The 18,991-nt window shown below is 63.2% G+C and carries 16 protein-coding genes and 1 pseudogene; 11 read left to right on the top strand and 6 right to left on the bottom strand.

Annotated elements, in window-relative coordinates:
* The first annotated feature begins 68 nt into the window (after nt 1–68).
* The 3 genes from TRP66_RS00665 to treS all read left to right on the top strand — a co-directional run bounded on the left by TRP66_RS00665 (nt 69) and on the right by treS (nt 3,142).
* Nucleotides 69–368 (top strand): LysR family transcriptional regulator, encoded by a 300-nt coding sequence (locus TRP66_RS00665; protein WP_333399391.1) that lies wholly within the window; start codon nt 69–71, stop codon nt 366–368.
* Nucleotides 365–934, top strand: a complete 570-nt coding sequence (locus TRP66_RS00660; RefSeq protein ID WP_333399875.1) for a LysR substrate-binding domain-containing protein — start codon at nt 365–367, stop codon at nt 932–934. The genes TRP66_RS00665 and TRP66_RS00660 overlap by 4 nt, the downstream gene beginning before the upstream one ends.
* Nucleotides 935–1,081: 147 nt before the next feature.
* Nucleotides 1,082–3,142, top strand: coding sequence for a maltose alpha-D-glucosyltransferase (gene treS / locus TRP66_RS00655; protein ID WP_333399390.1), 2,061 nt, complete (start codon nt 1,082–1,084; stop codon nt 3,140–3,142).
* A 55-nt stretch (nt 3,143–3,197) separates the two neighbouring features.
* On the opposite strand, the gene TRP66_RS00650 is transcribed toward treS, so the two are convergent.
* The gene (locus TRP66_RS00650; RefSeq protein WP_333399389.1) at nt 3,198–4,031 is read right to left on the bottom strand and encodes a DUF1206 domain-containing protein; all 834 of its coding nucleotides are present in this window, start codon (nt 4,029–4,031) and stop codon (nt 3,198–3,200) included.
* A gap of 209 nt (nt 4,032–4,240) precedes the next feature.
* Between TRP66_RS00650 and TRP66_RS00645 the strand changes: the two genes are divergently transcribed.
* The gene (locus tag TRP66_RS00645; protein ID WP_333399388.1) at nt 4,241–6,187 is read left to right on the top strand and encodes a putative bifunctional diguanylate cyclase/phosphodiesterase; all 1,947 of its coding nucleotides are present in this window, start codon (nt 4,241–4,243) and stop codon (nt 6,185–6,187) included.
* A 72-nt stretch (nt 6,188–6,259) separates the two neighbouring features.
* On the opposite strand, the gene TRP66_RS00640 is transcribed toward TRP66_RS00645, so the two are convergent.
* Nucleotides 6,260–6,853 (bottom strand): LysE family translocator, encoded by a 594-nt coding sequence (locus TRP66_RS00640; protein WP_333399387.1) that lies wholly within the window; start codon nt 6,851–6,853, stop codon nt 6,260–6,262.
* 49 nt (nt 6,854–6,902) lie between these two features.
* Nucleotides 6,903–7,739: an AraC family transcriptional regulator gene (locus TRP66_RS00635; RefSeq protein ID WP_333399386.1), complete on the bottom strand. Its 837-nt coding sequence runs from the start codon at nt 7,737–7,739 to the stop codon at nt 6,903–6,905.
* Nucleotides 7,740–7,904: 165 nt separating this feature from the next.
* On the opposite strand from TRP66_RS00635, the gene TRP66_RS00630 reads away from it, so the two are divergent.
* Nucleotides 7,905–8,369 carry a hypothetical protein gene (locus TRP66_RS00630; protein ID WP_333399385.1) on the top strand — a complete coding sequence of 155 codons (465 nt, stop codon included), beginning with the start codon at nt 7,905–7,907 and terminating at the stop codon, nt 8,367–8,369.
* A gap of 12 nt (nt 8,370–8,381) precedes the next feature.
* On the opposite strand, the gene TRP66_RS00625 is transcribed toward TRP66_RS00630, so the two are convergent.
* Nucleotides 8,382–9,287, bottom strand: a complete 906-nt coding sequence (locus TRP66_RS00625) for a polyprenyl synthetase family protein (RefSeq protein ID WP_333399384.1) — start codon at nt 9,285–9,287, stop codon at nt 8,382–8,384.
* Between the two features lie 234 nt (nt 9,288–9,521).
* Between TRP66_RS00625 and fni the strand changes: the two genes are divergently transcribed.
* The 5 genes and pseudogenes from fni to TRP66_RS00600 all read left to right on the top strand — a co-directional run.
* Nucleotides 9,522–10,565: a type 2 isopentenyl-diphosphate Delta-isomerase gene (fni, locus tag TRP66_RS00620; RefSeq protein ID WP_333399383.1), complete on the top strand. Its 1,044-nt coding sequence runs from the start codon at nt 9,522–9,524 to the stop codon at nt 10,563–10,565.
* Nucleotides 10,562–11,872: a glycosyltransferase gene (locus tag TRP66_RS00615; protein WP_333399382.1), complete on the top strand. Its 1,311-nt coding sequence runs from the start codon at nt 10,562–10,564 to the stop codon at nt 11,870–11,872. The genes fni and TRP66_RS00615 overlap by 4 nt, the downstream gene beginning before the upstream one ends.
* The gene (gene crtY, locus TRP66_RS00610) at nt 11,869–13,041 is read left to right on the top strand and encodes a lycopene beta-cyclase CrtY (protein ID WP_333399381.1); all 1,173 of its coding nucleotides are present in this window, start codon (nt 11,869–11,871) and stop codon (nt 13,039–13,041) included. The genes TRP66_RS00615 and crtY overlap by 4 nt, the downstream gene beginning before the upstream one ends.
* Nucleotides 13,038–14,528, top strand: coding sequence for a phytoene desaturase (locus tag TRP66_RS00605; protein WP_333399380.1), 1,491 nt, complete (start codon nt 13,038–13,040; stop codon nt 14,526–14,528). The genes crtY and TRP66_RS00605 overlap by 4 nt, the downstream gene beginning before the upstream one ends.
* A pseudogene (locus TRP66_RS00600) lies at nt 14,525–15,451 on the top strand (phytoene/squalene synthase family protein); the annotation flags it as partial. The gene TRP66_RS00605 and the pseudogene TRP66_RS00600, both read left to right, overlap by 4 nt.
* Here TRP66_RS00600 and TRP66_RS00595 read toward each other — a convergent pair.
* Nucleotides 15,372–15,929 (bottom strand): sterol desaturase family protein, encoded by a 558-nt coding sequence (locus TRP66_RS00595; protein ID WP_333399379.1) that lies wholly within the window; start codon nt 15,927–15,929, stop codon nt 15,372–15,374. The pseudogene TRP66_RS00600 and the gene TRP66_RS00595 overlap by 80 nt on opposite strands.
* A 174-nt stretch (nt 15,930–16,103) precedes the next feature.
* Between TRP66_RS00595 and TRP66_RS00590 the strand changes: the two genes are divergently transcribed.
* Nucleotides 16,104–16,652, top strand: a complete 549-nt coding sequence (locus TRP66_RS00590) for a cupin domain-containing protein (protein ID WP_333399378.1) — start codon at nt 16,104–16,106, stop codon at nt 16,650–16,652.
* A 19-nt stretch (nt 16,653–16,671) separates the two neighbouring features.
* Here TRP66_RS00590 and TRP66_RS00585 read toward each other — a convergent pair whose 3' ends face one another.
* Nucleotides 16,672–18,822 carry a TonB-dependent receptor family protein gene (locus tag TRP66_RS00585; RefSeq protein ID WP_442965153.1) on the bottom strand — a complete coding sequence of 717 codons (2,151 nt, stop codon included), beginning with the start codon at nt 18,820–18,822 and terminating at the stop codon, nt 16,672–16,674.
* Nucleotides 18,823–18,991 lie beyond the last annotated feature (169 nt).

Genomic DNA, 18,991 nt, shown 5'->3' with positions numbered 1-18,991 from the left:
CCTTCACCCATCACCCGGTCTGCACAGGCAGGTCGCGCAGGCCATTGCCCGTTCAGAGTACAGGAAACATGAAAACCCATTTTTTCAAAGTCGTGCAAACCGTCGCCCTGCACGGTTCGTTCTCGGAGGCGGCGGCTGTCCTGGGCTGCAGCCAGTCCAACATCAGCTACGCCATCAAGGAAGTGGAAGATTTCTTCGAGAAGCGCCTGTTCATCCGCAGTCGCACCGGCTGCACCCTGACCCCGGAAGGGGCCGTGATCGCCCAGACCCTCGGCGGCATGCTCGCAACCCTCGAACAGCTAAAAAAAATGGGGTCAGCGGCAGCGTCAATCTGCAGTACTACACGCACATTCGTGAAACCAGCCTGAGCAACTCGCTGGACTTCATCGCCCGAACCTACCCGGACATTCACCTGAGCGTGCTGCACGGCAGCGACACCTCTCCGTCGCTGGACGCGCTGCGGCGAGAGACCGCCGACATTCTCATAGTGCCCGCCAGCCTTGGCGCCGGGCAGTTCGTCGAACACCATCGCTGGTCCGATCACTACACATTGGTAACGGCCCGAAGCCGCAGCGCAATGCCGCGCAGCCTGGGGGAGCTGTCACAGACCACGCGTTACGTCGCCTGGCGCCATGCCGGCCTGGATCATTTGCACGTTCAGCTACACGCATCGCAGATGCGCTTCAGCCATCGTGGCGAATTGAGTTGCATCGACACCTTGCTGGACCTGGTAGGCAAGGGGCATTGCATGTCGATCGTGCCCGCTTCGTTGCTCCCCGGACATTTCAGAGACATCGAGCAGGTGCCGCTGCCGTTTAACGTGCCACGCCAGATCAGCGTGATCGCGCGGCCGACCTCGCTGCTCTCCAACGCCGCCAGCGTCGTCATTCAAGCCTTGAAGAAGCCACCGCTCAGGGCCGTCCAGTCGCTTTGAGCAGATCGGCGGGGCAGACATGGACGCCGGTAGATCGATGCAACGTTTTTCCTTCGCCGGGCTCATACCCATAAGCACGAACGCCCGGCGGCGGCAGCGCCGCCAGGGCCGACGACTCGCCACCTGATCAGAAGGATGAAGGGACGTATGACGATACCGGACAAGCAATATATAGACTGGCTGGTCGAACAATCGATGCTCAATGCCGCGCGCCAGCGCTCGAAAACCTATTCGGGTCAGGGCAGGCTCTGGCAGCGGCCCTTCGCCCAGGCACGGCCACGTGATGCCTCGGCCATTGCTTCGGTATGGTTCACGGCGTATCCCGCCTCGATCATCACCCGCGAGGGCGGCACGGTGCTCGAAGCGCTGGGTGACGAAAAGCTGTGGCACGCGCTTTCGGAAATCGGTATCCAGGGCATTCACAATGGGCCGCTGAAGCTGTCCGGCGGGTTGCAGGGGCGCAATCGCACGCCAAGTGTCGACGGCAACTTCGACCGGATCAGCTTCGGCATCGACCCGGAGCTGGGCACCGAGGCGCAGTTGCAGAACCTGTCGCGGATCGCGGCGGCGCACAACGCCGTGGTCATCGACGACGTTATTCCGTCCCATACCGGAAAGGGCGCGGATTTCCGGCTCGCAGAGCTGGCGTACGAAGATTATCCCGGTTTGTACCACATGGTCGAAATCCGCGAGGAAGACTGGCCGCTGCTCCCGGACGTGCCGCCCGGACGCGATTCGGTGAACCTGATGCCCGAAGTGGTCGATCAGCTCAAGGACAAGCACTACATCGTCGGCCAGTTGCAGCGGGTGATCTTTTTCGAGCCTGGCGTCAAGGAAACCGACTGGAGCGCAACGACCGTCGTTCAAGGCGTGGACGGCAAGGCCCGGCGCTGGGTGTACCTGCACTACTTCAAGGAAGGTCAACCTTCCCTGAACTGGCTGGACCCAAGCTTTGCCGCGCAGCAGATGATCATCGGCGACGCCTTGCACGCGATCGACGTCATGGGCGCTCGGGTCCTGCGGCTGGACGCCAACGGCTTTCTCGGCGTCGAACGCAAGGCCGAGGGTACGGCGTGGTCGGAAAGCCACCCGCTGTCGATCACCGGCAACCAGTTGCTCGGCGGGGCGATTCGCAAGGCCGGCGGGTTCAGTTTCCAGGAGCTCAATCTGACGCTGGACGACATTGCGGCCATGGGCCATGGCGGCGCGGATCTGTCCTACGACTTCATCACCCGTCCGGCATACCAGCACGCATTGGTTACCGGCACCACCGAGTTCCTGCGCCTGATGCTGCGGCAAGTGCATGCCTTCGGTATCGATCCCGCTTCCCTGATCCACGCGATGCAGAACCACGATGAACTGACCCTGGAGCTGGTGCACTTCTGGACGCTGCACGCCCACGACACCTATCACTACCAGGGTCAGACGTTCCCAGGGAACATCCTGCGCGAGCATATCCGTGAGGAAATGTACGAGCATCTGGCCGGCGAGCACGCGCCTTACAACCTCAAGTTCGTGACCAACGGGGTCTCGTGCACCAGCGCCAGCATCATCACAGCCGCGCTCGGCATTCGCGATCTCGACGCCATTACCGAGGCTGACGTGAAACAGATCCAGCATGTGCACTTGCTGCTGGTCATGTTCAATGCCATGCAGCCGGGCGTGTTCGCCTTGTCTGGCTGGGACCTGGTCGGCGCGCTTACGTTGCCTGCCGAACAGGTGCAGCACTTGATGCAGGACGGGGACACCCGCTGGATCCATCGCGGGGCCTATGACCTGGTCGACCTGGATCCCGATGCCGAGGTGTCCGCCGGCGGGATGCCGCGGCCCAAGGCGCTCTACGGCAGTCTGGTCGAACAATTGCAGCGTCCGGACTCGTTCGCTTCGCAGCTCAAGAAGATCCTGTCCGTGCGCCGGGCCTACGACATTGCCGCCAGTCGCCAGATCCTGATCCCTGACGTCCAGCATCCGGGGCTGCTGGTGATGGTTCATGAGTTGCCGGCGGGCAAGGGCACCCAGATCACCGCGCTCAACTTCAGCAACGAAACACTGGTCGAGACGCTCCATCTGCCGGGCATCGCGCCGGGCCCCGTGGTGGATATCATTAATGAGCGTGTTGAAGGGGATTTGACCGATCAGGGCGAATTCACTATCACTCTGGATGCTTACGAGGGGCTGGCGCTGCGCGTGGTCAGTGCGATCGTCTGACAGCGCGGCGCGCTGCCTGCCCACCCGCAATCGCGCGGGGCGGGCAGGCGGCTGCTCAGCGCAAGTGGCGTTTCAGGGCGTCCGGTGCATCCGGGACATCCATATTGATGCGTCGCCATACCGCTTCGGCAAAACTGTAGGCGGCGAATGCGATCAGGCCCAGGGCAACCACCAGCAGAATCAGGCCGCCACCGGGAAGGTCTTCGAGGCCGTTGAGCGCTTCCTTCATGCCCGGCGGATGCATCGCCTGGTAGCTCGACCCGCTGAGCACCAGCAGCGCGGCGATTTCGATGAAGGCGACACCGCGGGCGATCAGACCGAAACGCGACACGGGCGTTACATAGCGCATCACATCCTCGTCCGCTTCGAAATACTTTTCGAACGATGCTTTCCAGCCCTTGATGATATGCACGATGCCCAGCCCCAGCGGCACCAGCGCCACCAGATAGACCAGCAGATTGGAATGGTCCCAGGACAGCAAATGGGCGAGCAGGTCATTGGTCTGGCCGTCGCCCGACCCACCAGAGCGTTTGAGACCGCTGACCAGCAGACCCAGTGCGAAGAAAGCCAGCAGCGCGTAGGTCACCGCGCCCGCAAGCAGGCCGCTGCGGATCACCAGGCCTTTGAACTCCTTGCCATGATGGTCAACGTCGCGAGTGGCCTGCAGTACCCGCCACGCCGCGAAAGCCAGCAGGCCCACGATCACGATACCCACCAGCACATTGCCAAACGGCTGAGCGAGCAGGGCCTGGAGGCTGCTGTGGCTGTCCGCCGGCTGACCGGCACCTTGAGCGGCGAGCAAGGCGAAAATGCCGATGATGAGATAAACCACGCCGCGAGCGGCGTAACCGCCTCGAGCGAGCAAAACAAGACCACGTTTACCGGACATGCTGACTGGTTCCTTTGTAAAGACTCAATCAGGCAGACCTGTCGTCAGTCCGCGGGTTCGATTTTTTGCCGGTGCGCTCATAATCGAATGGGGCGTGCCCATTGTTCAAGAAAACGCACAGACGGCCGAGATACTGCCATGGAGTGGGCGCGTTCCGGCCTTCCTGATGAGTTGCTGCTGTCTGATTGTGGCAAGAGAGAAGCTTTGCGATGCTGAAAAACCTGCTGGGGGCACTGGAGACATTGATGTCGGTGCCCCGCGACAACCCGAGGTTGCTCCAGGCGCAGTACAAAGCATTGTCTCGGCAATTACCGCTGATGTACTTCGTACTGTTGGTCAATACCTGGATTCTGGCCTTTACCCACCGGCACAGCGCGCCGCTGTGGCTGACCGTGCTGATACCCGCGCTGATGACCGCGGGGTGCGGGGTCCGTGCCCGAATGTGGCTGCGCGCCGGTCGGTCACTGCCGGCCGCACCTGTCATACTGGCGACGCTGCGACGTACGAACGGGCTGTCCGGCGTGATCGCGGCGGCCTTCACCGCCTGGTCGCTGGCGCTGTTTCCCTACGGCGACCCTTATTCCCAGGCCCATGTGGCATTCTTCATGGGGATCACGGTGATCGTCTGCATTTTCTGCATGATGCACTTGCGGCCCGCAGCGTTGACCACCACCGTGGTCGTCAACCTGGTGTTCGTGATTTTTTTCGCCTCCACCAATAACCCGACCTTCATCGCCACGGCGGTCAATATCCTGCTGGTCTCGGCGGGCATGCTGATCATTCTTCAGCACCAATACCAGGACTTCACCCGGCTGGTGAACGCCCAGGCGCAAACCGAGCGGCTGAGCAATGAAAACCTGCGCCTTGCCAATCAGGACAGCCTGACCGGGTTGCCCAATCGCCGGCAGTTCTTCCAGACCCTGGAGCAGGCCATGAGCGAGGCGGTGGAGCACCGCACCGGGCTGGCGGTGGGCGTGCTGGATCTGGATGGCTTCAAGCCGGTGAACGATCTTTACGGTCATAGCGTCGGCGACCGAGTACTGATGCAGGTCGGCGAGCGGCTCAAGACCATTGTCAATGACAGCGTGCTGGTGGCGCGCCTGGGCGGTGACGAATTCGCCCTGGTCATCAAGGGCGATCTTGCCGATGAAGCGCTGTTGGCGTTCGGCAATCAGCTGTGCCAGCAGTTGCGGGCAAGTTTCGCGTTGCCTGACATGCCGATACAGATCGGCGCTACATTGGGCGTCGCGACCTTCCCGACCACGGCCGAAAGCGCCACTCAGCTGTTCGAATACGCGGATTACGCGTTGTATCAGGGCAAGGCCCAGAGCCCGGGAAGCACCTGCCTGTTTTCGTTGGGGCATCGCGATCAGCTGTTCAACGACGGGCTCACCGAGCAAGCGCTGCGTCGTGCCGACCTGGATGCCGAATTCTACGTGCTGTTCCAGCCGATCATCGACGCCTGCTCAAGACGCACGGTGGCCTTCGAAGCCCTGGCTCGCTGGCACAGCGTCGAGCTGGGGCCAGTGTCGCCAGTACGCTTCATCCCGATTGCCGAGCGCAGCGGCATGATCAGTCGTCTGACGCTGCCGCTGCTGGCCAAGGCGCTGAACCATGCGCTGGCCTGGCCTGCGCCAGTCAGGCTGTCGTTCAACCTTTCCGCCCATGACTGCGCGACGCTGGAAAACGTGCAGCGCATCGTCGAGGTGATCCGGCGCAGCGGGTTTGATGCAGGCCGGCTGGACCTGGAGATTACCGAAACCGCCATCATACAAGACCTGGCGCAGGTGCAACGGGCAATCGGTGAGTTTCGCGAGCTGGGTTGCGGCGTATCGCTGGACGATTTCGGGACCGGCTATTCGAGCTTAAGCCAGCTGCATGCCCTGGCCCTGACCAAGCTCAAGATCGACCGCAGCTTCGTCACCGGCGTGCATGCCAATCCGGCCAGCTACAAGATCGTCAAATCGCTGGTGGCGTTGAGTCAGGATATGGAGCTGGGGTGCGTGATCGAAGGGGTCGAAACCGAGCAGGAATTGAACTCGCTAAGAACCCTGGGGTGCACCATGGTGCAGGGCTACTACTTCAGCCCGCCGATCCGCTTTGAAGCCACGCTGGACTGGCTGCGGGTTGCGGAAGTCGAGGCCGGACACTGCTGATCTCGTGTTCGGTGCCAAAATACCACCCCTATATTCTAACTGCGTGCTCTCGATGGTCGGTGAGGCGCGCAGTCAGAACCCTGCCGGGGCCGGCATGCCGGCAAGAAAGCCGCTCCATGCAGAAGCGAGCAGGAGCAGAGCCATGCTTCGGTTGAACCACAGCATCCGCGCCGGGGACGATAGCCAGCGCGCCGATCCGGCGCCCAGCAGCGCCCAGAAGCTCATGCAGGGCAGGGACACCAGCAGAAAAGCCAACGCCAGAGGCGCGATCGCGCCCTGACTGAAAACGCTGACGACCGCCAGCGCCATCATCCAGGTCTTGGGATTGACCACCTGCAAGCCGGCCGCGCTCCAGAATCCGAACCGGCGTTCATCCGCGCCGGGCTGGATCGAGGCCGTGGAACTGCGCCAGATCTTCCACGCCAGCCAGCTGAGCCAGAGCACACCTGCCAGCGCCATGCCATGACGAACCATCGGCCTGTCCATCAATGAGGTACCGACACCCATACCCACCAGTAATACCAGCCCTGAAGCGCCAATGCAGCCCCCGAGTACGACCGGAAGACTTGCATAAAGCCCATAGCGCGCACTGTTGGACAGGACCAGGATATTGGTCGGGCCGGGCGTGATCGAAGCCACAAATGCAAACAGCAGATACGACATCATGAAAGAAGCTCCAAAGTTCGAAAGCCTCATTTTCCGCTTCACGGCAGTGTCAGTCTGGAAGGCCCGTGCAGCGTCTCCGGTAGGCTGCGGGCGTCATTCCATAGGCTCGCATGAACCAGCGACCCAGATGGCTCTGGTCGGCGAAACCGACATCGATGGCGACCTGGGCCGGCCAGCCGCCCTGGGCCAGCAGGCGTCGCGCGTGGGCAAGCCGCAGTTGCACGAGGTAGGCGTGGGGCGGGAGTCCGAATGCGGACTTGAACGCCCGGCTCAACCGGAAGCGGTCGACACCGCAGGCCAGGGCAAGCTCTTGTAGCCCGTTGTCTTCCCGGTAGTGCGCCTGCAGGTACTCGCGCGCTCTCAATGCGACCACGGGAAGGCGGGGGTCAGGCGTATGACGGACGCGCCAGGCGAGCTGGTCGGTCAAGCGTTCGAGCAGGGTGTCCAGCGCGCCTTGCCGGACCATGCGTGGCTCGCCCTCACGCAGCGCTGAATACGCGAACCAGATCGCGCTTGCCAGGCGCGGATCGCGGCTTAGCGTGTCGGCGAATCCCGGCTGGACGCTATCGGGCGCATGCTCGAAGAGCCCCGACAGATTGCCGGCGATCCACCCTGGATCAAGGTAAAGCATGCGGTAAGTAAAGCCGTCCTCGGTGGGGGAGTCTCCGTCGTGAATCTCCCCCGGTTCAAGCAGAAATACGTGCCCCGGTGTGCTGGCATGCCGCTGTCGCCGACAAGTGAACTGCTGGACGCCTTGTTCGGTAACACCGACCAGGTAACTGTCATGCCAGTGCGGGTCGTAGGCGTGCCCGGTGAAATGCGCGCGCAGGGTCTCGATGCCGGTGTCCCGGTCCTGGGCGAGATCGATCCAGTGGGCTGTCGGCATGGGTAAGCGTCCGGGGCTGAAAAAGGGCGTTATCGCGTGTCGCAAGGCAGGATGCTAGAACGTTTGTGCAGGTCGCGTCACCTCGGCGGCTGCCACGATGGAACTTGTCTGCTTTACTCACGGCCCAAGCAACCACCCAATCCCTCTCTCACAAGGCGCTCATCCATGAAGTTGCCCGTTACATTGCTGGCCTGTCTGCTCTCGACCCAGATAATGGCCGCCGAAACCCCGCGCACCGTTCCTGCCTGGACATTGCTCGATCAGTTCGAGCGTGCCTACACCTTCGACAGCAAAGCCCGGGTGCTGCTGATCGCGCGCAGCATGTCGACAGCCAAGCTGGTCAACGCAGCGCTGGAAGATCAGCCTGAGGGTTACCTGGAAGCACGCAACGTGGTGTATGTCGCAGACATCGAAAAGCTGCCGTCGCTGGCAAAAATGGTCATGGTGCCGGCGATGCGCTCGGCCAAATACCGGATCATGCTCGACCAGACCGGCAGCGTGGCGCCGCGTTTCGGGGATGACCGGGAAAGCGTGCAGTGGATCGACCTGGAAAATGGCGCGGTCGTGCGCGAGCATCACTACACAGACGCGCCGACTCTGCAGCGAGCGCTGCAGACCCTGGCGCGCTAGCAAGGCGCCGCGTCAGCCCAGCGATGCGGCCTTGGCGAAAATGGAGGCGACGAAGCCGTTGATGCACTGTTCGCCCTGAAAAGCGTGGCGCAGATGCAGATCGGCGCTGGACAGATGGGCATGCAGGCGCTCGCGCACCTTGTGCTTGCCGTAGAGCGCCACCAGCGTGGACTTGCCGTCGTCCTTGCCCTGATCCTTGGCAGTGTCGGTGCAGTGGTCCTGCAAGTCGTCGAACAGCTGGAACGCCTGACCCAACTCCACCGCGAATCCCTGCAGGGAAGGGCGTACCGCATCCGGCGCGTCACTGACCAGCCAGGCCATGTCCATCACCGCGCCGAACAGTACCCCGGTCTTGAGTTCGTTAGTCTGAGCGATCTCATCGGCGGAACGGGCATGGGCGCCCTCGCGCAGATCCTGCAACTGACCGCGCACCAGCCCCTTCATGCCCACGGTATTGGCAAGGATTTCCACCAGCTGCGTACGCACCTCGGGACGCAGCTCGGGAATCGACGCCACGAGGCCGAATGCGCGGCTCAGCAAGGCCACGGCGGTCAGTATCGCCACGTCCTCACCGAATCGGACATGCACGGTCTCCCGGCCCCGGCGCAGTCGCGCATTGTCCATGCAGGGCATATCGTCCAGTACCAGCGACGCGGCATGCACCATCTCCACCGCGCAGGCCAGGTCCACAGCCTGATGACCGGTGTGGCCCAGACCTTCGGCGGCCAGAATCAGCAGGATCGGCCTGACCCGTTTGCCGGGGGCCAGCGTGCAGTCGCGCATGGCGATCGCCACCAGGTCACGTTCGTTGCCGGCTTCGGGCAGCAAGGCGGCCAGGCGCAGGTCGATCTCTTCCCGTACGCCTGCCACTCGTCCCGCGAAATCCATCTCCAGTGTTGCGGCCGAAATCGATGTCATCGTTCACTCTACCTTGTTCTGACGCGGGCCTCTCGCGAGGCCAGAAGGGTGCGTCCTCTCATTTTCCGACGGTATCCGAGAAACGTCGGGCAAAACGGAACGACTGGTGTTCTTTACTGCCTCATGAAACGCCTTGTCCTGTACTTAACTTATGCACTCAGGCGGGTGATGTACAAGGATAAGCTGATTAAAGACCATCAAGAGCCCGAAATGATTCCTGACAATGGAGCCGTCATGACCCAAAGCGACCTGAGTCGGCGCAAGGATGATCATCTGGACATCGTGCTCGATCCGGCAAGGGCCGGAACCCGGACGGCTTCAGGCTTTGCCGATCTGCGCTTCGAGCACTGTGCCTTGCCCGAGTTGCGGCTGGACGACATCGATTTGCGCGCATCCCTGGTGGGCATGCCACTGCGCGCACCCTTCCTGATCAGTTCCATGACCGGCGGCGCGAAACGCGCGGTTACAATCAATCGTCATCTGGCCGAAGCGGCCCAGGCGCTGGGGATCGCCATGGGCGTGGGGTCACAACGGGTGAGTCTTGAAGACGACAACCACCAGGGGCTGACCCGGGAGCTGCGCCGTTTCGCGCCAGATATTCCCCTGCTCGGCAATATCGGCGCCGCGCAGCTGACAGGCGCCGGCGGCCTCGACCTGGCGCGTCGCGCGGTGGACAGCCTGCAAGCCAACGCCCTGATCGTCCATATCAATCCGCTGCAGGAAGCGGTCCAGCATGAGGGCGACCGTGACTGGCGTGGGGTTGTCGAAGCCATTGGCCGGGTCGCGGCCGGGCTGCATGTGCCGGTCATTGCCAAGGAAGTCGGCGCCGGGCTCTCGCCCGTGGTTGCCCGCCAGTTGGTGCAAGCCGGCGTGCAAGTCATCGACGTCGCCGGGGCGGGCGGCACCAGTTGGGCGGCGGTGGAGGGCGAACGTGCCCGCGATCCTGCCGACCGGGCGGTCGCCATGGCGTTTGCCGATTGGGGTATCCCGACCGCCATCTGTGTACGCGAGGTACGTCAGGCCCTGCCGGACGTGAAGCTGATCGCCTCGGGAGGCATCCGCGACGGCGTGGACGCCGCCAAGGCTATCCGCCTGGGTGCTGATCTGGTGGGACAGGCTGCCGGCGCGCTGAGCGGCGCCACGCTGTCGACCGAAGCCGTCATCGAACACTTCACGGTAATGATTCGCCAATTACGCATCGCCTGTTTCTGCACCGGTTCGGCGGATCTCGCGGCGTTGCGCACCGCGCGCCTGCTCACCTCAGGACTCGGCTCATGAGCCACTTCGGCGTCGTAGCGCCGCCGTTCTACAGCCATTTCCAGGCGTTGCAGGCTCTGGCCCAGACACTGATCGAGCGCGGCCATCGAGTAACGTTTTTTCATCAGGTCGACGCCAGGCGCTGGCTGACCGATACCCGTATCGGCTTCCATGCGCTGGGGCAGGACACCCATCCCGCCGGCAGCCTGCAAGGCGCGTTGCGGCAGGCCGCGAACCCTTCGGGGCCGCTGGGCCTGATAGCGATCATTCGCCAGTTGAGCGCAACCACGGCGATGCTCTGCGACGAACTGCCCGCCGCGCTTGCCGAAGAGCGGATAGATGCCCTGCTTTGCGACCAGATGGAGGCGGCGGGCGGCCTGGTGGCCGAAGGCATGGGTTTGCCGTTCGTGTCGGTGGCCTGTGCGCTGCCGGTCAATCGCGAGCCGGGCGTGCCGCTGCCGGTCATGCCGTTCGCCTACGCCACGGATGAGTCGAGTCAACGGATGTATCAGGGCAGTACCCAAGTCTATGACTGGCTGATGAAGCCATTGCGCCGGGTGCTTCACGACAAGTCGCAAAAGCTCGGTGTGCCGGCGCGGGACGCGCTCCACGAATGTCTCTCGCCACTGGCGCAGATCAGCCAGACCATTGCCGGATTTGATTTCCCCCGGCAGCGATTACCCGAGCATTTTCATGGGGTCGGCCCGCTGCGTGCTGCGCAGCAGGATGAGCAGGGACTCTGGCCGATCGACCCGCAACGGCCCTTGGTGTTCGCCAGCCTGGGCACCTTGCAGGGCTCGCGATTAGGCATGTTTCGGCAGATTGCCACGGCCTGCCGGCGTATCGATGCGCAACTGCTGGTGGCCCACTGCGGCGGACTGGGCAGTATCGAGGAACGCTTGCTGCTGCAGGCTGGGGCCACTTGGGTGACCGATTTCGCCCCGCAGCGCTGGGCTTTGCAGCAAGCCGCTATCACGGTGACCCACGGCGGCCTCAATACGGTCATGGATGCTATCGCGGCGCGCACGCCCATGCTGGTGATGCCCATCGCCTTCGATCAACCCGGTGTGGCCGCGCGGGTCGCCCACGCCGGAGTCGGCCTGCAACTGAGCCGCAGGGCGCGCGCCTCACGCATCGCAACCCAGCTTCAGCGCTTGATGGACCATCCGCTCGAACGACTGGACGCGCTCGCAGAAAACCTGAGCCATGCCGGCGGCGTCCAGCGCGCGGCGGATATCGTCGAAAGGGCCGTCACAACGCGGCAGGCAGTGCCGGCGTTCGACATCGAACAGCCAGAGCGGCCATGCCCAGCCGGAGTCCGATCATGAATTACGACCTGATTCTGGCCGGTGCGGGCCTTGCCAACGGTCTGATTGCCTGGAAACTTCGCCAGGCGAGGCCGGAACTGCGCGTGCTCTGTGTCGACGAGCAGACATCGCTGGGCGGCAACCATACGTGGTCGTTCCATGACGGCGATCTCGACAGCGAACAGCGCGAATGGCTCGCGCCGCTCATTGCGCAGCGCTGGGCCGGCTACGACGTGCATTTCCCCGGCCTGTCGCGGCATATGCCCAGCGGTTACGCCAGCGTGACGTCCGAGCGTTTCGCGGAAATTGTCGGTCCGGCGCTGGGTGAAAACCTGTGGCTGGGTCAGCGCATCGCTCAGGTACAGCCAACCCGGCTGACGCTGGCTGACGGGCGCACCCTGGAAGCCGCGGCGGTGATCGACGGGCGCGGCATCCAGCTCAGCCCCCACATGGCGCTCGGGCAACAGGCGTTCCTCGGCCAGCTGCTGGAACTCGAACGCCCGCACGGGCTGGTGAACCCGATCATCATGGATGCCAGGGTCGCGCAGGGGCAGGGCTACCGCTTCATCTATGTGCTGCCGTTTACTGCCGATACCCTGCTGATCGAAGACACGCACTACGTCGAGCGCCAGACTCATAGCGCCGCGACGCTGCGCGAGCACATTACTCAGTACGCCGCTGCTCAAGGCTGGTCGATCCGCCGCTGCCTGCGCGAAGAGCAGGGCGTGTTGCCGATCACCCTGGCCGGCGATTTCGCCGCGTTCTGGGACAGCAGCGCGGGACAACCCAAGTCCGGCCTGCGCGCCGGGCTTTTCCACTGCACCACCGGTTACTCGCTGCCCCACGCGGTGCGGCTTGCCGACTGGCTGGCGCGCACGCCGGTCTCGGACCTGGCTGCCGCGACGCTGGCCCCCGCCATGCGCGACTACGCTGAACGCGAATGGCGGAAACAAGGCTTCTACCGCCTGCTCAATCGCATGCTGTTCCTTGCCGGCCGGCCGGAAGATCGCTGGCGCGTCATGCAGCGGTTCTACCATCTACCCGCCGGGCTCATCGAACGCTTCTATGCAGGACAGAGCCACTGGCCTGATCGCTTGCGGGTTCTGGTGGGCAAACCCCCGGTCCCGCTTGCACAAGCCATGCACGCGGCACTGCGTTCATCTCCCCGACATTTCGAGACAACCGAATGACTTCACCGAAAACAGCCGTAGTGGTAGGCGCGGGCTTTGGCGGCCTGGCCCTGGCGATCCGCCTGCAAGCCGCCGGCGTACAAACTACGTTGCTCGAAAAACGCGACAAACCCGGCGGCCGTGCCTACGTCTGGCACGACCAGGGCTTCACCTTCGATGCAGGCCCCACGGTCATCACCGATCCCAGTGCCATCGAGGAACTCTTCGCGCTGGCCGGCAAGCCCATGTCCGAATATGTGGAGCTACTGCCGGTGTCGCCGTTCTACCGGCTGGCCTGGGAAGACGGCACGGTATTCGATTACGCGAACGATCAGGCCGAGCTGGACCGGCAGATTCATGCTCTGAACCCGAAAGACGTCGTGGGCTACCAGCGATTCCTGGCGTATTCCCAGGCGGTGTTCCGCGAGGGTTACCTCAAGCTGGGCGCCGTGCCGTTCCTGTCGTTCAGGGACATGGTGCGCGCCGGTCCGCAGCTCGCGCGATTGCAGGCATGGCGCAACGTCTATTCGATGGTGTCGAGCTTCATCGAGCATGACAAGCTGCGTCAGGCGTTCTCGTTCCATTCGCTGCTGGTGGGCGGCAATCCGTTCGCCACGTCCTCGATCTACACCCTGATCCATGCGCTGGAGCGGCAATGGGGCGTGTGGTTTCCCAAAGGAGGCACGGGCGCACTGGTCAACGGCATGGTGAAACTGTTCGAGGATCTGGGTGGCCGCGTTGAGCTCAATGCGGAAGTCGCTGATATCGAAGTCGTGGAAAACCGCGCCAGTGCGGTAAGGACTCTCGACGGTCGGCGCTGGACCGTGGACATGGTGGCGTCGAACGCCGACGTGGTGCACACCTACGCCGACCTGCTCGGCGGCCACCCGCGGGGTCGTCAGGAAAGCGAGCGGCTCAAGGGCAAGCGCTTCAGCAACTCGCTGTTCGTCATCCATTTCGGACTCAAGCGGCCGCAACCTCAGTTGCAACATCACACGGTCTGTTTCGGCAACCGCTACAAGGGGCTGATTCAGGAGATCTTCAAGGGCCAGTCGCTGGCCGAGGATTTTTCGCTGTACCTGCACGCGCCTTGTGTGACTGACCCGAGTCTCGCACCACCGGGCTGCTCCAGCCATTACGTGCTGTCGCCGGTCCCGCATCTGGGTAATGCCGATATCGACTGGACGGTCGAAGGTCCGCGCTACCGCGACCGGATCTTCGCTTATCTTGAAAAGCATTACATGCCCGGCCTGCGGGAAGACCTGGTGACCAGCCGGATATTCACACCTCACGACTTCCGCGATGAGCTCAATGCGCACCTGGGATCGGCGTTTTCGCTGGAGCCGGTGCTGCAACAGAGCGCCTGGTTCCGTCCGCACAATCGCGACGCGCAGCTGAGCAATCTGTATCTGGTCGGCGCCGGCACGCATCCCGGCGCCGGCGTGCCGGGCGTGATCGGCTCGGCCAAGGCCACGGCGGGATTGATGTTGGAGGGCATCCACGGGTGAATGACGAGACCTTGATGGACCACGCAATCCAGAGCATCGAAGTGGGTTCCAAGAGCTTTGCCGCCGCTTCCCGGCTGTTCGACCCGCAGACCCGGCGCAGTGCGGTGATGCTGTACGCCTGGTGCCGACACTGTGACGACGTGGTCGACGGCCAGGAAGGCGGGCGGGATGCCGTGCCACTGGACAGCGACGACGCACGGGCCCGACTGGCCGGGCTGGTCGAGCAGACTCATGCGGTGTACGCAGGGCGTCCCGCCGGGATCCCGGCCTTCGCCGCGTTCCAGGATGTGGTCAGACGCCACGATCTGCGCCAGGCCTACGCCCTCGATCACCTGGCCGGTTTTGCAATGGACGTGGACGATCGCCAGTACCTGACCCTGGATGACCTGCTGGAATATTGCTACCACGTCGCCGGTGTGGTGGGTCTGATGATGGCGCAAGTCATGGGCGTCAAGGATGAGCCGACCCTCGACCGGGCCTGCGATCTGGGCGTCGCCTTCCAGCTCACCAACATTGCCCGGGACATCGTCGAAGACGCCGCCATCGGGCGTTGTTACCTGCCGAGGCAATGGCTGGATGAACTGGGCATACCCCGCGAGCGCATCGCCGACCGCGAATATCGGGAGCGGCTGGGGGTGCTGGGCGCGCGTCTGGTGGATCTGGCCGAACCCTATTACCAGAGCGCGGAGGCAGGGATCGCCGCCTTGCCGCGCCGCTCGGCCTGGGCTGTCGCGACCGCCAAGGACGTTTATCGAGAGATCGGCGTCAAGGTCAAGGCCGCCGGCGCTGGAGCATGGGACCAGCGCATTTCCACCTCGAAAGCGGACAAATTGCGGCTGGTGCTCAGCGGTGGCTGGCAGGCACTGGCTTTTCGGGGGCGGAGCTGGCCTTCGCGCGATCCGGGTCTGTGGAATCGCCCGGGCCGGACTTGCGTAGCGGACCGTCATGCATCGCCCTTAACTGCGCCTTGAGTCGGGCGGTGGAGGGCGCATACAGGAAACCGAAGGACACACAGCGGTCCTTGCCTTCCACCGCGTGATGCATCAGGTGCGCCTGGTACAGCCGCTTGAAGTAGCCACTGCGCGGCACGTAGCGAAAAGGCCAGCGCCGGTGTACCAGGCCGTCATGGGCCAGAAAATACAGAAAGCCGTAGGCCGTCATGCCCGCGCCTATCCATTCCAGCGGGTGCATGCCTTGAGTCCCCAGCGCGATCAGCACGATCGCCAGCGCCGCGAAAACCACGGCGTACAGGTCGTTCTTCTCGAACCAGCCAGTGCGCGGCTCATGATGCGAGCGGTGCCAGCCCCAGCCCCAGCCATGCATGATGTACTTGTGGGCGAACCAGGCGAAGGCTTCCATCCCGGCGAGGGTCAGCAGGAACACCAATGTATTGACGAGCATTTTCGAACCTCCAGGCCAGACCCGGCATAGGACTGCCCACGGGGCCGGATCGTTCGAAGCATAACCGACCCGCGGGCGCGTCACATCACCACGGCAAACGTGATTTAATGTCCGCCTTTCGCGGCAAGGCTCCGACCGGGCCGGTTTCCGAATTTTCCACTCAAAAAGGCGACTATGGACACGGGTGCACGACTCAAGCTGGTGCGCGAAAGCTACAAACTCTCACAACGCGAACTTGCCAGACGCAGTGGCGTGACCAACGCGACCATTTCCCTGATCGAACAGAATCGTGTGAGCCCCTCGGTCAGCTCATTGAAGAAGCTGCTGGAGGGCATTCCGATGACCCTGGCGGAGTTCTTCACCTTCGATCAGCCGCCAGGCGGTGATCAGTATGTTTTCCGCATCGGCGACCAGCCGGATCTGGGTCGCAACGGCGTGCGCCTGCTGCTGGTCGGCGCGACCCTGCCGGGACGGCAGATGCGATTCCTCCGTGAGCAATACGCGCCGGGCGCCGATTCGGGCGAAGAGCTGATCGTCCATGGGGAAGGCGAGGAGTGCGGGTTGGTGACCCGTGGCACCATCGAGCTGACCATCGACGGCCAGATCAACATCCTTGGTCCCGGTGACGGCTATTACTTCCCGACCACGTTGCCGCATCGCTTCCGCAATATCGGCCAGGATGAAGCTGAAATCATCAGCGCCAATACCCCGGCCAACTTCTAGCCCGCTCTAACCCGTACGGCTACCAGAGACTCCAGGACACGCCGGCATACACTCCGCGGCCATCGCCAGGGGTGGAGCGGGCGATGTCCTGCCCCGCGTCGTCATAGCCGGGGGTGACGGTGCTGGCGTAACGCTTGTTGGCGAGGTTGCGCAGATCCAGCCAGGTCTTCCACTGCTTGTCCGCCGAGTCATAGCCCAGCGTTGCGCCCAGCAGGGTATAGGCGTCGGCATGGAAGGAGTTTGCATAATCGACGGCCATGCGCGACGCGTGCTCGGTGTTGACACCCGCGTAAAAACCGGTCGGATGGCTGTATCGCAGTTCGGCCTGATAGTAATGCTCGGGAATGCCAGGCAGGCTATTGTCGCCGAAACGCTTGTCATCGCGATAGTGGAAATCGCTCCAGGTATAGGCCTGACGCAGTGCGAGACAGCCGGCCGCACCTCCGTCCCAGAGCGGGCTGCTCAGGCCCAGTTCAATACCTTGATGCACCGTAGGGCTGGCGTTCGATTCAGCGACGATCGAAGAGGAAGTGGCCGTCGCCGCCTGGGTTTCGACCGTCAGCAGCTCACGGCGCACCTGTGAGTAATACCAACCCGCATCCCATTGGCCAAACCACGCCTCACCCTTACCACCGAGTTCCAGAGTAGTCGCGGTCTGGTTATCGAGCTTCACGCCGGCGCGTTGCAGGCCGGTGGCGGCTCCGCTGCCGGCCGGGAAGTAGCGGTTCGAACCCCAAATCATCGACCAGGCATGGGGCGGTTCGACCGAGCGACTGAGATTGCCGTAGATTTGCGTGTCCGGTGTCAGCTCGTAACGCAGACCGACGCGTGTTGCATAGTCCCACGCATGGGTGCTGGTCAACTCGTCAGTACGCGGATAAGCGACGCTGGTTTCGCGCCGGGTGTAGATCGCTGCAACCCCCGTGGTCAGCCACAGGTCGGGCGACAGCTCCAGCTCGTTGGACAGTTGCAATACCGAATCCGAGCCCAGATAGCTGTAGTCGCGAGTCTTGGTTCCCACCGGATATCCTGCAGTGTTGCCGGTGGGTATACGGACATGCTCCGAGCCGCCGTTATTGGGCAATCCCTTGGTGCTGCGCAGACCGAGAGTAGTGGTGCTCTGGCGACCGAACAGCGTGTGGTTGTGGATGTATTTGAAGGTCCCGCTGATGTCGGTGTAGGCCACTTGCAGCCGGTTGGTGCCTTCACGCAGGTCCATAGGGTAATCGTGGTAGACCAGACCGGTTTCAATGCGCGTGTCATCGTCCAGATAGAGCGTGGTCGTGTTGCCCAGCCAGGTGCTGCCCGGCTGGATACGCTTGGAATCGCGGGCAACGTTCAGGGCATTGGCGGCCCGCGGGTCGTGGCGGATCTGCTCGCGGGTCAGGCGGCCCGGCGTGTCGTTGTCGGTTTGGCGATAGCGAAAGAAGAAGCGGGTCTGCAGATCCGGGCTGAACCGGTAGCCCACGTTCGCCGCGATGCCTTTGCTCTTGCCCGAAGCCTGATCTTGGAAGCCGTTGTAGCTGGAGTCGGTCAGGCTCAGGTAGTAATCCAGATCGCCCAGCACCTGGCCGGAGCTGATCTCACGCTTTGCATAGCCATGGCTGCCGACTTCGTAGCGCAATTGCAGGCGAGGCGCATCATGGCCGGTGTGCGTCACGTAGTTGACCGCGCCGCCCAGTGCCAGGGATCCGCGGTCGAATCCGTTGGCGCCGCGCAGGACCTCCACATGGCTGAGCCAGAGCGGCTCCTTGAGTTCGTAAGGTGTGCCGCCGGGGCCGGTCAGCGGCAGACCGTCCAGGGTCTCGAACAGACCAGAGGCGTGGGAGCCCGGCGCGCGATTCAGGCCCGAACCCCGAATGGAAATCTTCGCGCCTTCGTTATTGGCCGCCTTGGCATAGATGCCGGGCTGATAACGGAACACGTCTTCGTTGGTGGCGACGCGGCCCCGGCTTACATCGTTCATGTCAACGACGTTGGTCGCGCCGGGTACCCGACGCACAGCGTCCTGCGCCATTTCAGCGGGTGTAGCCGGCGCTCCCTGGACTTCGATATCGGACAGGTTCAGCGTCTGAACGTCGTCGCCCCGTGCCAGCCCCGCGCACAACAGCAGGGGAGACAGGCCAAGCAGAGACCAGCGGTAACCTCGGCCACGGCCGGCAAGACTCAGGGCAGACAGGGAAAAAGGTGCGAAGTGGGGCACGTACTGAACCTCATGGCTTTGCCTTCGCCAGCGGGCATGCGAAGGCTGTCGCAAAGCCTGAAGCCATGCGCGGGATGTGGAAGGCGGCGTCGCTGCCACCGATGACAGCTTGTTCGATGCCGGATTCCTGCCCTGC

Source organism: Pseudomonas sp. JDS28PS106, assembly GCF_036706555.1.
Lineage (GTDB): Bacteria > Pseudomonadota > Gammaproteobacteria > Pseudomonadales > Pseudomonadaceae > Aquipseudomonas.
The sequence above is the reverse complement of the archived record's forward strand: the minus strand, read 5'-3'. Positions and strand labels throughout refer to the sequence as shown.

Excerpts from the sequence above, each read along its gene's own strand:
- TRP66_RS00625 (WP_333399384.1), bottom strand. The coding sequence starts at position 9,287 with ATGACATCGATTTCGGCCGCAACACTGGAGATGGATTTCGCGGGACGA.
- TRP66_RS00665 (WP_333399391.1), top strand. The coding sequence starts at position 69 with ATGAAAACCCATTTTTTCAAAGTCGTGCAAACCGTCGCCCTGCACGGT.
- TRP66_RS00605 (WP_333399380.1), top strand. The coding sequence starts at position 13,038 with ATGACTTCACCGAAAACAGCCGTAGTGGTAGGCGCGGGCTTTGGCGGC.
- TRP66_RS00630 (WP_333399385.1), top strand. The coding sequence starts at position 7,905 with ATGAAGTTGCCCGTTACATTGCTGGCCTGTCTGCTCTCGACCCAGATA.
- TRP66_RS00645 (WP_333399388.1), top strand. The coding sequence starts at position 4,241 with ATGCTGAAAAACCTGCTGGGGGCACTGGAGACATTGATGTCGGTGCCC.
- TRP66_RS00640 (WP_333399387.1), bottom strand. The coding sequence starts at position 6,853 with ATGATGTCGTATCTGCTGTTTGCATTTGTGGCTTCGATCACGCCCGGC.
- TRP66_RS00650 (WP_333399389.1), bottom strand. The coding sequence starts at position 4,031 with ATGTCCGGTAAACGTGGTCTTGTTTTGCTCGCTCGAGGCGGTTACGCC.
- crtY (WP_333399381.1), top strand. The coding sequence starts at position 11,869 with ATGAATTACGACCTGATTCTGGCCGGTGCGGGCCTTGCCAACGGTCTG.
- TRP66_RS00615 (WP_333399382.1), top strand. The coding sequence starts at position 10,562 with ATGAGCCACTTCGGCGTCGTAGCGCCGCCGTTCTACAGCCATTTCCAG.
- TRP66_RS00590 (WP_333399378.1), top strand. The coding sequence starts at position 16,104 with ATGGACACGGGTGCACGACTCAAGCTGGTGCGCGAAAGCTACAAACTC.
- treS (WP_333399390.1), top strand. The coding sequence starts at position 1,082 with ATGACGATACCGGACAAGCAATATATAGACTGGCTGGTCGAACAATCG.
- fni (WP_333399383.1), top strand. The coding sequence starts at position 9,522 with ATGACCCAAAGCGACCTGAGTCGGCGCAAGGATGATCATCTGGACATC.
- TRP66_RS00595 (WP_333399379.1), bottom strand. The coding sequence starts at position 15,929 with ATGCTCGTCAATACATTGGTGTTCCTGCTGACCCTCGCCGGGATGGAA.
- TRP66_RS00635 (WP_333399386.1), bottom strand. The coding sequence starts at position 7,739 with ATGCCGACAGCCCACTGGATCGATCTCGCCCAGGACCGGGACACCGGC.